General features: G+C 56.3%; 13 protein-coding genes. 7 read left to right on the top strand and 6 right to left on the bottom strand.

Features of this window, described 5'->3' with window-relative positions:
* Positions 1–7 precede the first annotated feature (7 nt).
* From Q1L34_RS11765 to Q1L34_RS11750, 4 genes are all read right to left on the bottom strand, one after another.
* The gene (locus Q1L34_RS11765) at positions 8–1,021 is read right to left on the bottom strand and encodes a Zn-dependent oxidoreductase (protein WP_015584248.1); all 1,014 of its coding nucleotides are present in this window, start codon (positions 1,019–1,021) and stop codon (positions 8–10) included.
* A gap of 10 nt (positions 1,022–1,031) precedes the next feature.
* Complete coding sequence (manD, locus tag Q1L34_RS11760; protein WP_004862427.1) at positions 1,032–2,246, bottom strand: D-mannonate dehydratase ManD; 1,215 nt, start codon at positions 2,244–2,246, stop codon at positions 1,032–1,034.
* 142 nt (positions 2,247–2,388) lie between these two features.
* Positions 2,389–3,672: an MFS transporter gene (locus Q1L34_RS11755; RefSeq protein WP_015584247.1), complete on the bottom strand. Its 1,284-nt coding sequence runs from the start codon at positions 3,670–3,672 to the stop codon at positions 2,389–2,391.
* 111 nt (positions 3,673–3,783) lie between these two features.
* Positions 3,784–4,110 carry a YnfA family protein gene (locus Q1L34_RS11750; RefSeq protein WP_327204521.1) on the bottom strand — a complete coding sequence of 109 codons (327 nt, stop codon included), beginning with the start codon at positions 4,108–4,110 and terminating at the stop codon, positions 3,784–3,786.
* A gap of 154 nt (positions 4,111–4,264) precedes the next feature.
* Between Q1L34_RS11750 and Q1L34_RS11745 the strand changes: the two genes are divergently transcribed.
* Positions 4,265–4,606 (top strand): DUF1283 family protein, encoded by a 342-nt coding sequence (locus Q1L34_RS11745; protein ID WP_004862434.1) that lies wholly within the window; start codon positions 4,265–4,267, stop codon positions 4,604–4,606.
* A gap of 61 nt (positions 4,607–4,667) precedes the next feature.
* The gene (gene speG, locus Q1L34_RS11740; protein ID WP_088912135.1) at positions 4,668–5,228 is read left to right on the top strand and encodes a spermidine N1-acetyltransferase; all 561 of its coding nucleotides are present in this window, start codon (positions 4,668–4,670) and stop codon (positions 5,226–5,228) included.
* Here speG and Q1L34_RS11735 read toward each other — a convergent pair.
* Positions 5,222–5,899, bottom strand: a complete 678-nt coding sequence (locus Q1L34_RS11735; protein ID WP_054829311.1) for a YnfC family lipoprotein — start codon at positions 5,897–5,899, stop codon at positions 5,222–5,224. The two genes, speG and Q1L34_RS11735, sit on opposite strands and share 7 nt — an antisense overlap.
* A 135-nt stretch (positions 5,900–6,034) precedes the next feature.
* Between Q1L34_RS11735 and Q1L34_RS11730 the strand changes: the two genes are divergently transcribed.
* The 5 genes from Q1L34_RS11730 to clcB all read left to right on the top strand — a co-directional run bounded on the left by Q1L34_RS11730 (position 6,035) and on the right by clcB (position 11,901).
* Complete coding sequence (locus Q1L34_RS11730) at positions 6,035–6,298, top strand: DUF1161 domain-containing protein (protein ID WP_004862440.1); 264 nt, start codon at positions 6,035–6,037, stop codon at positions 6,296–6,298.
* 144 nt (positions 6,299–6,442) lie between these two features.
* Positions 6,443–8,893, top strand: a complete 2,451-nt coding sequence (gene ynfE, locus Q1L34_RS11725) for a selenate/tellurate reductase subunit YnfE (protein WP_327204520.1) — start codon at positions 6,443–6,445, stop codon at positions 8,891–8,893.
* A gap of 54 nt (positions 8,894–8,947) precedes the next feature.
* Complete coding sequence (locus Q1L34_RS11720; protein ID WP_327204519.1) at positions 8,948–9,805, top strand: DmsC/YnfH family molybdoenzyme membrane anchor subunit; 858 nt, start codon at positions 8,948–8,950, stop codon at positions 9,803–9,805.
* Positions 9,806–9,847: 42 nt separating this feature from the next.
* Positions 9,848–10,456 (top strand): Tat proofreading chaperone DmsD, encoded by a 609-nt coding sequence (gene dmsD / locus Q1L34_RS11715; protein WP_015584242.1) that lies wholly within the window; start codon positions 9,848–9,850, stop codon positions 10,454–10,456.
* A 176-nt stretch (positions 10,457–10,632) separates the two neighbouring features.
* Positions 10,633–11,901 carry a voltage-gated ClC-type chloride channel ClcB gene (gene clcB / locus Q1L34_RS11710; protein ID WP_327204518.1) on the top strand — a complete coding sequence of 423 codons (1,269 nt, stop codon included), beginning with the start codon at positions 10,633–10,635 and terminating at the stop codon, positions 11,899–11,901.
* On the opposite strand, the gene bioD is transcribed toward clcB, so the two are convergent.
* Positions 11,854–12,549 (bottom strand): dethiobiotin synthase, encoded by a 696-nt coding sequence (bioD, locus tag Q1L34_RS11705; RefSeq protein WP_015584240.1) that lies wholly within the window; start codon positions 12,547–12,549, stop codon positions 11,854–11,856. The two genes, clcB and bioD, sit on opposite strands and share 48 nt — an antisense overlap.
* Positions 12,550–12,620: the final 71 nt, after the last annotated feature.

Below are 12,620 nucleotides of genomic sequence, written 5' to 3'. Positions count from 1 at the left end.
ATTAGAGTCAAAAGGTCAGTAAAACCTTACAACAGCTCTTTCTGTCTTTTTCAAAAGTTTCGATAGCGTCGATAATATTCTGATAGTCAAAAACATGAGTAATGAGAGTTTCAGGATCAATTAACCCTTGCTCTAACCACGCCAATACAATGGGGAATTTATGCGCATTCAGCCGCGATGAAAATATAGACAGTTCTTTACCGGTAATACCCTGCTGGGCAACCTGCGAGGGTTCCGTTGAGAATCCCATGAGCACAATTCTGGCCGCCGGAGAGGCCAGCGTCACGGCCTCCTGAAAAATTGACGGATGACAGGCCGCATCAATAATCAGCGTCGGTTTAATGCCTTTATCCTGCAGGCATTCCGCTAATGATGTTTGACCGTTGTTGATCGTCCAGTCAGCACCATTGCGCTTCGCCATTTGCAGACGTTCGTCGATCTGGTCAGTCACAATCACTTGCTTAACCCGATAGACCCGCTTCAGCACCTGAATCGTAGTTAAGCCCATCGGCCCGGCGCCAAATACCAGCGCGATGTCCTGTGCCGTCGGTTTAACCTGTCCGGTGACGTTGGCAGCAATGGTGAAAGGCTCAACCATCACCGCGTGCCGATCGGGTACCGTATCTGGCACTAACCAGCAATTTTGAGCAGGCACAACCACATATTCGCTAAAACCGCCATCCCGGTGGACCCCCAGAACCACCAGAGAAGTGCAGACGTTGGGTTTGCCCACTGAGCACGGATAGCAATGACCACAGCTAATCACCGGGTCAACGCTCACCCGCTGGCCGACCTTCCTGTCCAGCACCCCATCGCCAACGGCATCGATGATGCCGTAGAATTCATGGCCAATAACGCGAGGGTATTGAGCAAAAGGATTATGTCCGCGGTAGATATGGCTATCGGAACCGCAAATCCCCGCCAGCTTAACTTTTACCCGCACTTCTCCAGGTGCAGGTTCCGGCCTGTCTCTCTCTTCCACCTTCAGCTCATTGGGTTGTCGTATCACGATGCTTTTCATTTTTATCTCCTTACCAGTTCCATAAGGTGCCGTCGTCCAGTCTGGCTACCGGCAGACAGGCGGGCTCATACGGGTATTTTGCTGCCCGTTTTTCATCAAACTCGATACCCAACCCCGGCTTTTCTCCTGGATGCATATAGCCGTTGTCAAAGGTCCAGCTGTGTGGGAAAACCTCCAGCATCTGCCCGGAATAACCCATATATTCCTGGACGCCGAAGTTCGGCACCCACAGATCAAAATGAAGCGCCGCAGCCATGCAGATCGGCGACAGGTCGGATGGCCCGTGCGAACCGGTACGGACCTGATAAAGCGAAGCAAAATCGGCAATGCGGCGCATGCCGGTAATCCCGCCAGCATGGGTGATAGTGGTGCGGATGTAGTCGATCAGCTGTTCTTCAATCAGCTGCTTGCAATCCCAGATGCTGTTGAAGACTTCACCGACGGCAATGGGCGTCACGGTGTGCTGGCGAATCAGGCGGAAGCACGCCTGGTTCTCTGCCGGGGTAGGATCTTCCATCCAGAACAGGCGATACTCTTCGATGCTTTTACCAAAGCGAGCCGCTTCAATGGGCGTCAGCCGATGATGCATGTCGTGCAGCAGATGCTCGTTAAAGCCAAACTTTTCACGCACGGCGGCAAACAGCTGCGGCGTAAAATCCAGATATTTCTCCGTTGACCACAGCTGCTCTTCCGGCCACTGGCCCTTGGTCGCCGGCTCGTACGCCTGGCCTTTCCCCTTCGCCATTCCATAGGTCGTTTTCATACCCGGAACGCCGCACTGCACGCGAATGGCCTTAAAGCCCATCTCCTGGTGGCGGGCATAGTCCTCCAGTACTTCATCGATGGAATGCCCGGTGGTGTGGCAGTAAACCATCACGCCTTCTCGCGATGCACCGCCCAACAGCTGATACAAAGGCATCCCCGCCGCTTTCGCTTTTATATCCCACAGCGCCATATCGACGGCAGAAATAGCCGACATGGTGACCGGCCCACGGCGCCAGTACGCTCCTTTGTAGAAAAACTGCCAGATGTCTTCAATGCGGTGCGCATCGCGGCCAATAAGCTGCGGACAGAGATGATCCTGCAGATACGATGCCACGGAGAGCTCACGTCCGTTCAGCGTCGCATCCCCCAGCCCGACAACCCCGTCATCGGTGGTGATTTTAAGGGTGACAAAGTTACGTCCGGGGCAAGTGACGAAAACTTCAGCGGCAACGATCTTCATCTCTGTTTCCTTCCATTCTGACGATAAGTGATCAAAATTAAAGCATCAGACCTACTACCATACAAGTATGAAATTAGAAAAAGACGCGTTCGGTCACATTCTTCAGACGAGGTGAAGCGGCGCTGAGCGCCGCTTCTGTAGGCTAATGAATAGGGTCTTTTACAATGAAGAAGTAGCAAAGTGCGCCGGTAAAAGTCACACAGGCGGCAATGACCAGCGCAAGATTGAATGAGTGGGTGGTGTCGACGACCCAACCGGTAACGACCGGGGCAAAAGAGGCAAAAACGAAACTGCCGAAATTCTGAATCGCCGCCACCGAGGCAACTTTCTGCTCACTGACCAGCACCTGTACCAGCCCCCACGCCGAGGTTCCGGCAAAATGAACGCAGAACAGCGCCATCGAGATAAAAGCCACGGCCTGAGCCGGCGATGAGGACTGCACCACCAGCAGCGTGCCCAGCGCGGAAAGCAGCAGACCAACAACAATCGCGGTTTTGCGTGTCTTCGCCAGATCATATCCCCGGCGCGCCAGGGCATCGACGACAATACCATTAACCCACATGCCAACGGCAGCGGCCAGGAAAGGAATGGCCGCCACCCACCCCGTTTTTGCAAGACTGAGTCCCTGCTGCGCCTGAAGGTATCCCGGCAACCAGGCAATATACAGCCAGCCGGTATAGTTCACGCCCGAAAAACCCAGAATCATGCCCCAGGTCGTCCGGCGTTTAAACAGCCCCAGCCACTCGCTAAAATTCAGCGTCGGACGCGCCTGCACCGGCGCCGCAAGGTAGAGCCGCTCATCCTGCTGCAGATCAAACTGCGCCCGGTTGCGATACCAGGCATACCAGCACAGACCCACCACAATACCCGCCAGACCAATAACCACGAACATCGTCCGCCAGCCCCAGGCAATCTGCATCAGCACCAGCGCTGGCGGCGCAATCGCCTGCCCTAATACCGTCGATGAGTTAAAGATCCCCACGGCCGTTCCGCGCTCTTTCTGAACATACCAGTCGTTGATCGATTTAACGCCCGCGGGCATAAACGGGGCTTCGCCAATGCCAAGACCAATACGCAGGAGAATAAAATGGCTGAATGAGTTCACCATCCCGGTCAGTGCCTGCATTAATGACCAAAAGATGAGTCCGGCCCCGAGCACAATGCGCGGGCCAAAGCGGTCCAACAGCATGCCTGAAGGTAGTTGAGCGAAACCATAGGATAGTGAAAACGCCGACAGCAGCACACCGAACTCGGTCGCACTCAGCCCCAAATCACCGCGAATAGCCTCTCCCGCGACGCTTAACGACGAACGATCGAGGAAGTTGACGATGCCAGCGATAAACAGAAGCACCAGCGTCACATTCTGTACCCGGCGAATGCGAGCCGGTTTGGCGCCAGTCTGGCTGGCGAGAGTCTGGATAGCCATAGTTGTTCCTTACTGTAATTGACGATATGCATTTAACAGTAAGACAACAAGCCGACTACCATACAAGAATAAAGGTTAAAATTAGCGTGAACGATCACAGAAGAACGCGCGTTAAGCGCGTCCCCAGCCAGCGACAATAATCAACATGCCGCACAGCGCAATCAGCGCCCCTGCCCAGTCATAATGGCTAAGCTTAACGCCATCGACAAAACGCAGCCACAGCAGCGCGGTGCAGACATACACGCCGCCGTAAGCGGCATAAACCCGCCCGCTTGCTGCTGGATGCAGCGTCAGCAACCAGACAAACATCATCAGCGCCAGACCTGCCGGAATTAACAGCAGCGGCGTTTCGCCGCGTTTTAACCATAGCCAGGGTAAATAACATCCGAGAATTTCACAGAGCGCGGTGGCGAAGAAAAGCAGCGTTGTTTTGAACATTAAAGACACGTAAAGAGAGCAGGTTGTTGGCCCATTTTACGCAATAATCTGCCTCTTCCACACTCTTTTGTCGGGTATGCCGGCGAAAAGAGATGTAGTAAACTGCCTGCAGATTGCAGGGGCTTCCCCTTTTTATCACTCAAAGGAAATCGTGATGAAAATGACACAGAACACACGTTACTGCCTGACGGCTATGCTGGCGCTGAGCGCCGTACTCTTTACCGCATCGTCTTTCGCGCAAACCAGCAAGCTGGTGATTGAATCCGGCGATAGCGCACAAAGCCGCCAGCAGGCCGCCATGGAAAAAGAGCAGTGGAACGACACCCGCTCTTTGCGTCACAAGGTCAACACCCGCACCGAAAAAGAGTGGGACAAGGCTGACGTCGCTTTTGATGCGCAGGACAACTGCCAGAAAAGCACGAACGTCAACGCGTACTGGGAACCGAACACCCTGCGCTGCCTCGACCGCCGCACCGGTCGCGCTATTGCACCTTAATCCGTCACGCATCCATGGCGCCCGCGGGCGCGATATTTAGCTTTTATCGACAGGAACAGCCATGACCGACGCATACTCAATCAAACTTCGTCCGCTCGAGCGTGAAGACTTACGTTTTGTCCACCAGCTCGATAACAATGCCAGCGTGATGCGCTACTGGTTCGAAGAGCCCTACGAAGCTTTTGTTGAGCTCTCCGACCTTTACGATAAACACATTCACGATCAGAGCGAACGCCGGTTTGTTATCGAATGTAATAGTGAAAAAGCCGGGCTGGTGGAACTGGTTGAGATCAACCACGTCCATCGCCGCGCCGAATTTCAAATCATCATTTCACCGGATTATCAGGGAAAAGGTCTGGCGACACGCGCCGCGAAGCTGGCGATGGACTACGGTTTTACCGTTCTCAATCTGTATAAACTGTATCTCATCGTCGACAGCGAAAATGAAAAAGCCATCCACATCTACCGCAAGCTTGGGTTTATGGTAGAGGGGGAGCTGATTCATGAATTTTTCATCAACGGCGAATACCGCAACACCATTCGTATGTGCCTGTTCCAGCACCAGTATATTAGCGAACATCGCACTCAGGGACAGTCGCTGCTGAAGCCCACGGCTCAGTAATATTCGATACTGTTTTTGATGGTATAACGACGGGTCAGCGGCGGCTGGACGCTTTCATCGACCACCTGCAGCTGGCAATCAACCGGATTATCGTGGCTATCGTAGTCACAGGTTTGACGCACGTTCCCCAACTGACGATCGTTGAAGGTGCTGGTCGCCGTGTAGTCCAGCTTTTTACGTGGATCCTTCGCCGGCGTGGAGATCACCGTAAAACGCTCATTTTTCGCCACGGTGGTTTTACCGGTCGGATAACCCTCGCTGTCATACTGATAGGTGGCAGTCGTCTCTTTGCCACGCGCGGCCACCACAAAGCCGTTATCATCCGTCTCCCAGATAATGCCGGCCGACGGCAGTTCCGCGAGCTGGCATTTTCCCTGCAGGCGCAGGCGTTTCTCACGGGTGCGGGCGTCAAGATAGAAGTTGGCATCCAGCATCAGCGTCGCGCCGGTATTATTTTCCCGGTCCTCCAGGTCCAGCAGATCAAAACAGCCCTCCCTCGAGAGGCTCGCGCTCACCCGTTTTACCACCTCATCGTGTTCGTCGAGCAGCGTCTGGCTAAAATCTTTCACCGGACCACGCAGCGGATCGAACTCGAACTCATTGGAAAAACTCGCCATTTCCGGCGTAAATGCTTCTGGCTTCTTCTGCGCATCGCAGGCGCTGAGCACCATCACCGCCGATATCAGCAATAACCGTTTTTTCACGCCGAATCCCTTTTGTATACATTGCAATCATATTAGCAAATACAATTGTTTACACCAGTTCTGCTATGCTTAAATCTGGATAACATTAATAAGGAGTCTATGATGAAACGCTCTTTCTGGCTATGCGCCGCGCTGCTGCTGGGTTCAACCTCAGCGCTCGCCGCGCCCGATTCCTGCGAACGCGTGAAGAACGATATTCAACAAAAGATCGTCAATAACGGCGTGCCGGCCTCAGGCTTTACTTTAGCGATCGTGCCCAACGATCAACCCGATCAGCCCGGTGCCCAGGTTGTCGGCCACTGTGCTAACGACACCTTCAAAATTACCTATACCCGCAGCGCCGATTCAGACAGCGACGCCCGTTAACCTCTTATTTTCATTCGAAGGATATTATCCCTGAGTTGACCAGGGATAATATCCTTCTACCCCACTTTGGGTATGATTGCTCCCCCATACACCGGAAAATGATACCGGCGATCTTTCTGCCGCAACACAACGATGGGGTGAGCCATGTCCAGTCAGGAACATTCTGGCGGCGTCAGCCGACGCACGTTAATCAAATCGTCTGCGATAGGCTCACTGGCGCTTGCCGCCGGTGGACTCTCGCTTCCTTTTAGTCTGCGCTCCGCTGCGGCGGCCGTTCAGCAGGCGACACAGAGTGAAGAACGTATCGTCTGGGGCGCCTGTTCGGTAAACTGCGGCAGTCGCTGCGCGCTGAGTCTGCACGTGCGCGATAATGAAGTCACCTGGGTAGAAACGGATAATACCGGGATGGACAATTATGGCGACCATCAGGTACGCGCCTGTCTACGCGGCCGCTCCATTCGCCGGCGAATCAACCACCCGGATCGCCTGAATTACCCGATGAAACGCATCGGCAAACGCGGCGAAGGCAAGTTTGCGCGCATCAGCTGGGAAGAGGCGCTGGAGACTATTGCCGGCAATCTGCAAAGAGTCGTCAAAGACTACGGCAACGAGGCGGTTTACATTAACTATTCGTCGGGAATTGTCGGCGGCAATATGACCCGTTCCTCGCCTTCGGCCTCGCCGGTCACCCGTCTGATGAACTGCTATGGCGGGTCGCTGAATCAGTACGGCACCTACAGTACCGCCCAGATTGCCTGCGCCATGCCCTACACCTACGGCAGCAACGAGGGTAACAGCACCTCGGATATCGAAAACAGCAAACTGGTGGTGATGTTCGGCAACAACCCGGCGGAAACCCGCATGAGCGGCGGCGGTATCACCTGGTATCTGGAGCAGGCCAGAGAACGCTCCAACGCGCGGATGATTGTCATTGACCCCCGCTATACCGATACTGCCGCCGGGCGGGAAGATGAATGGATCCCCATCCGTCCGGGCACCGATGCCGCGCTGGTGGCCGGTATCGCCTGGGTACTGATTAGTGAGAATCTGGTCGATCGGCCGTTCCTCGATAAATACTGCGTCGGCTATGACGAAAAAACCCTTCCCGCCGGCGCCCCGCCAGACAGCCACTACAAAGCCTACATTCTCGGCCACGGCGAGGACGGGACCGCCAAAACGCCGCAGTGGGCGTCGCGTATCACCGGGATCCCCGTCGACCGAATCATTAAGCTGGCCCGGGAAATTGGAACCACCCGACCCGCCTGTATTTGCCAGGGCTGGGGACCGCAGCGCCAGGCTAACGGGGAACTGGCTTCCCGGGCGATCGCCATGCTGCCGATTCTGACCGGCAATGTCGGCATTAACGGCGGCAACAGCGGCGCGCGCGAATCGACCTATACCCTGACCATTGAGCGCCTGCCGGTGCTGGTCAATCCGGTCAAAACCGCCATCTCCTGCTTTAGCTGGACCGACGCCATCGCGCGCGGCCCGGAGATGACCGCGCTGCGTGACGGCGTCAGAGGCAAAGATAAGCTGGATGTCCCGATTAAGTTTATCTGGAACTATGCCGGGAATACCCTCGTCAACCAGCATTCTGATATCAACAAAACCCACGAAATTCTCAAGGACGAGAAAAAATGCGAAATGATCGTGGTGATCGAGAACTTTATGACCTCTTCGGCGAAGTATGCCGACATTCTGCTGCCGGACCTGATGACCGTCGAACAGGAAGACATCATCCCTAACGACTACGCCGGGAACATGGGCTACCTGATTTTTATTCAGCCCGCAACCGCGCCGAAATTCGAACGCAAACCGATCTACTGGATCCTCAGCGAAGTGGCAAAACGCCTCGGCGACGATATTCATCAACGATTTACCGAAGGTCGCACCCAGGAGCAGTGGCTCCAGTATCTGTACGCCAAAATGTTGGCCAGAGATCCCGCGCTACCCACCTATGAAGCCCTGAAAGCAATGGGGATTTATAAGCGTAAAGATCCGGACGGCCATTTTGTCGCCTATCGCGATTTTCGCGCGGACCCGATCGCGCACCCCTTAAAAACGCCCTCCGGCAAAATTGAGATTTACTCCAGTCAACTGGCGGATATTGCTGCCCGTTGGCAGTTGCAGAAGGATGAAACAATCAGCCCGCTGCCGATCTACGCCTCCACTTTCGAAGGCTGGGATGACCCGCTGCGCGACCAGTTCCCGCTGCAGCTTTTCGGTTTTCACTACAAAGCCCGAACCCACTCCAGCTACGGCAACGTCGATGTGCTACAGGCCGCCTGCCGCCAGGAGGTGTGGATCAATCCGCTTGATGCCGGGAAGCGTGGAATTAAAAACGGCGATTTGGTGCGCGTCTTCAACCCGCGCGGCGAACTGCGTATTCCGGCGAAAGTCACGCCGCGTATCATGCCCGGCGTTGCGGCTATGGGCCAGGGAGCATGGCATGACGCCAACATGGACGGTGATCGCATCGATCGCGGCGCCTGCATTAATACCCTGACCACCCAGCGGCCCTCTCCGCTGGCAAAAGGAAATCCACAGCATACGAACCTCGTTGACATCGCCAGGGTCGAGGACACGGCGTCATGATCTCCTGGCTGCCAGGAGGCGCAGACGAGCCAACAGCCAGCAAGGAGATCGCCCATGGGTAGTGGATGGCATGAATGGCCGCTGGTGCTGTTTACGGTACTCGGTCAATGCGTGGCGGGAGCGACTATCGTCAGCGGTCTGGGATGGATATCGCTGACAGATAACTCCGAGGCCCGGCAGCGTCTGGTCAAACGCATGGTCTTTCTCTGGCTCATTATGGGGGTCGGTTTTCTGGCATCGGTTCTGCATCTGGGATCGCCGCTCCGGGCATTCAACTCTCTTCATCGCATTGGCGCCTCGGCGCTCAGTAATGAAATCGCCAGCGGCGCCCTGTTCTTCGCCGTCGGCGGCCTCTGGTGGTGGCTGGCGAGGCTCGGCAAACTGCCTGCGGCCCTCGGCCGCCCCTGGCTGCTGCTGAGCATGCTGCTGGGCCTCATTTTTGTGCTGGCGATGACCCGGGTTTACCAGATTGAAACCGTCCCGACATGGTATAGTGGCGTCACGACAACATCCTTCTTTCTGACAATGGCGCTGACCGGGCCGCTGTTCGCCGCGCTGTTATTGCGGGCTGCGAATGTTGAGTTCAACGGGCGTTTTTTCGCCTCCTTGAGCGTGCTGGCGCTGTTTGCCAGCATTGCTCTGGTGATTATGCAGGGCGTTGAACTCAGCGACATTCAAAGCTCAGTGCAGCGCGCCGGCGCGCTGGTGCCGAATTATGCCGCGTTACAGATCTGGCGCATCGCGCTGCTGGCGCTTGGCCTCGGCTGCTGGATCTGCCCGCTTTGCCGGAACAAAACCCCGCGCCCGACCAGTTTGTTCCTCGGACTGCTGCTGGTTCTGGCCGCAGAACTTATTGGCCGCGGTCTGTTTTATGCTCTGCATATGACCGTCGGCGTGGCGATTGCTGGTTAATATTCAGGCGTGGCACCGTCCCGCCGCAGTAAGGAAGAGTACATGATACAAGCTCACTACCGCGATGCCGTCGCGTTGAGCGCCCGCACCCTGGGCGCCCTGTTTTCATTTTCCCCGGAAAGCGCGCAGGCCGCGCCGCTGGTAGCGGCTCTGCAAGACGGCAGCTGGCAGGCTCAATGGCCTTATCCGCTAGCCGATTCGCTGGTGACCGGGTTCGCCGCCGCCAGCGATGAACCGCTCCCCCAGGCCTGGCAACGCCTGTTTATTGGTCCCTGGGCGCTGCCCGCCCCGCCGTGGGGTTCGGTCTGGCTGGATAAAGAGAATGTGCTGTTCGGCGACTCTACTCTGGCATTGCGGGAGTGGATGCGCGCGAACGGAATTGGTCACGCAACGCAAGGCCAGGAGCCGGAAGATCATTTTGGTACGCTCCTGCTGCTGGCCGCCTGGCTGTGCGAATCCGCGCAGGAGGAGGCGTTTTCGCAGCTTCTCGCCTGGCATCTGCTGCCCTGGTCCGGCCGGTTCCTCGAGGTGTTTATCGCCGGAGCCGAACACCCCTTTTATCATTCCCTCGGACAACTGGCGCAGGCGACGCTCGCCGAATGGCAACGCCAGCTCCCCATAGCCGTCGCCGACAAACCGCTTTATCGCTAAACGCACCGCCATGCCGGGAGAACTGGCATGGCGGCTTTTCAGTGACAACGTCACGCAGACAGATTTTTAAGCCCCTTCATCCGCCCGTTTTCAGCGCAAGCGGCATTTATAGCTTTTGCGTCTAAGCTTATTTCCTATCACAATAAGTCTATGTTTCCCGCTCACCGTAACCTCTGATGCACCGTCTGCACAATTATCCTGATGTTCAGGTCATGTTTCGTCGCCTGCTGATTGCGACGCTGGTCGGTATACTGGCGGCGCTGGCGATCCTGGAAGGGCTTTTTCTCAACGATCATAGCGGGAGTCTGGTCAATGCCGCCGAAGGACTACCCGGCTGGCGACGTCTGCTCACGCCGGCGGCTGGCGGACTGGCTGCCGGCGCACTGCTCTGGTTCTGGCAATGTCGGACCCGCCAGCGCCCGCATGCGCCCACCGACTATATGGAGGCGCTCGATAGCGGAGACGGTCAGTTTGATACCCCCGCCAGCCTGGTTAAATCCCTGGCTTCCTTGTTGGTGGTGACTACCGGCAGCGCGATTGGTCGCGAAGGCGCGATGATTCTGCTGGCCGCACTGGCCGCGTCGCTGTTCGCCCGCCGCTTCACGCCAAAAGCAGAATGGAAGCTGTGGGTCGCCTGTGGGGCCGCCGCCGGGATGGCCAGCGCCTATCACGCGCCGCTGGCCGGAAGTCTGTTTATTGCCGAAATTTTATTTGGCACGCTGATGCTTGCGTCACTGGGTCCGGTGGTGATTTCCGCGGTTATCGCCCTGCTGCTCACGCAGTTGATCAACGGCGGCGCATCGCCGCTGTATCAGGTGGAGTTTCATGAGACGCTGACCGCTCTCCACTATGCGCTGATGCTGGCTACCGGACTGTTAGCCGGGCTTTGCGGACCGCTGTTTATCGCGATGATGAGCTACAGCCACCGCTGTTTTTTACGCATCAGGCTCTCGCCGCCGTGGCAGCTGGCGCTCGGCGGAATGATTGTCGGCCTGCTGTCGCTGATCACGCCTGCGGTGTGGGGCAATGGTTACAGCACGGTACAGCATTATCTGCAGTCGCCGCCGCTGTTTAGCGCCATCGCGGTGGTCTTTGTGTGCAAACTGATAGCGGTGCTGGCCAGCAGCGGATCCGGCGCGCCGGGCGGCGTGTTTACCCCTACGCTGTTCGTCGGGCTGGCGATGGGCATGCTGTTTGCCAGCTTCAGCGGGCTGTGGCTGCACCACGATCAAGGACTGGCAATTATGATTGGTCTGACCGGAATGGCGGCCTTTCTGGCGGCCACAACGCATGCGCCGATTATGTCGACATTGATGATCTGTGAAATGACCGGGCAATACCTGCTACTGCCCGGTTTATTGATTGCCTGCGTACTGGCATCGGTGCTCTCCCGGACGTTACGCCAGGACTCTATCTACCGCCATCATGTCGCCGAGCATGGTTAAGTCAATATACTGGCTCAGCTCACGCTGTTCGGCGCGCGGCAGGTAAGGAAGTTCGCCGATCAGCGGCCCAGGCAGCTTTTTACTCAGCACCTCGATGATTTCAGCGTAATGCGCTAAGCCCGGGTTAATGCGGTTTGCCACCCAGCCAATCATCGGCAGACCGTCGTTAGCAATGGCCTGGGCGGTCAGCAGAGCGTGGTTGATGCAGCCTTCCTGGATGCCAACGACCATCACCACCGGAAGCTGCTCCTGGACCACCCATTCTGAAAGCGGACGCAGGTCGTTCATCAGACTCCGCCAGCCGCCGGTCCCCTCAACCACAACGTGATCGACCTGCCCGCTGAGGCGCTGAAGACCATCCGACAGCAGCCCGTAGTTAATCGGGCAGCTGTGCGCCACGCTGCTCTCATCTTCGCTTAATGCTATGGGATTGACAGCATCATACGGTAACGCCAGCGACGACACGCTTTGTAAAATCAGCGCATCTTTGTTACGCAATCCGTCCGGCGTCTCTTTGCTGCCCTTCGCCACAGGCTTGTATCCCGCGACGCTTTTGCCGCTGGCAGCAAGTGCCTGCAACAGCGCACGAGAAACCACTGTCTTCCCGACAGAGGTGTCAGTACCTGTTATAAAGAAACGCTTAAACATCATTAACCCCACAGTTATGTTGATGATTTATACAGAAGAGAAGGAATAAACTGTGGGAAAAGTCTACGCGA

Source organism: Klebsiella ornithinolytica, assembly GCF_030505655.1.
In the GTDB taxonomy this organism is placed as follows: Bacteria; Pseudomonadota; Gammaproteobacteria; order Enterobacterales; family Enterobacteriaceae; genus Klebsiella; species Klebsiella ornithinolytica.
The sequence above is the reverse complement of the archived record's forward strand: the minus strand, read 5'-3'. Positions and strand labels throughout refer to the sequence as shown.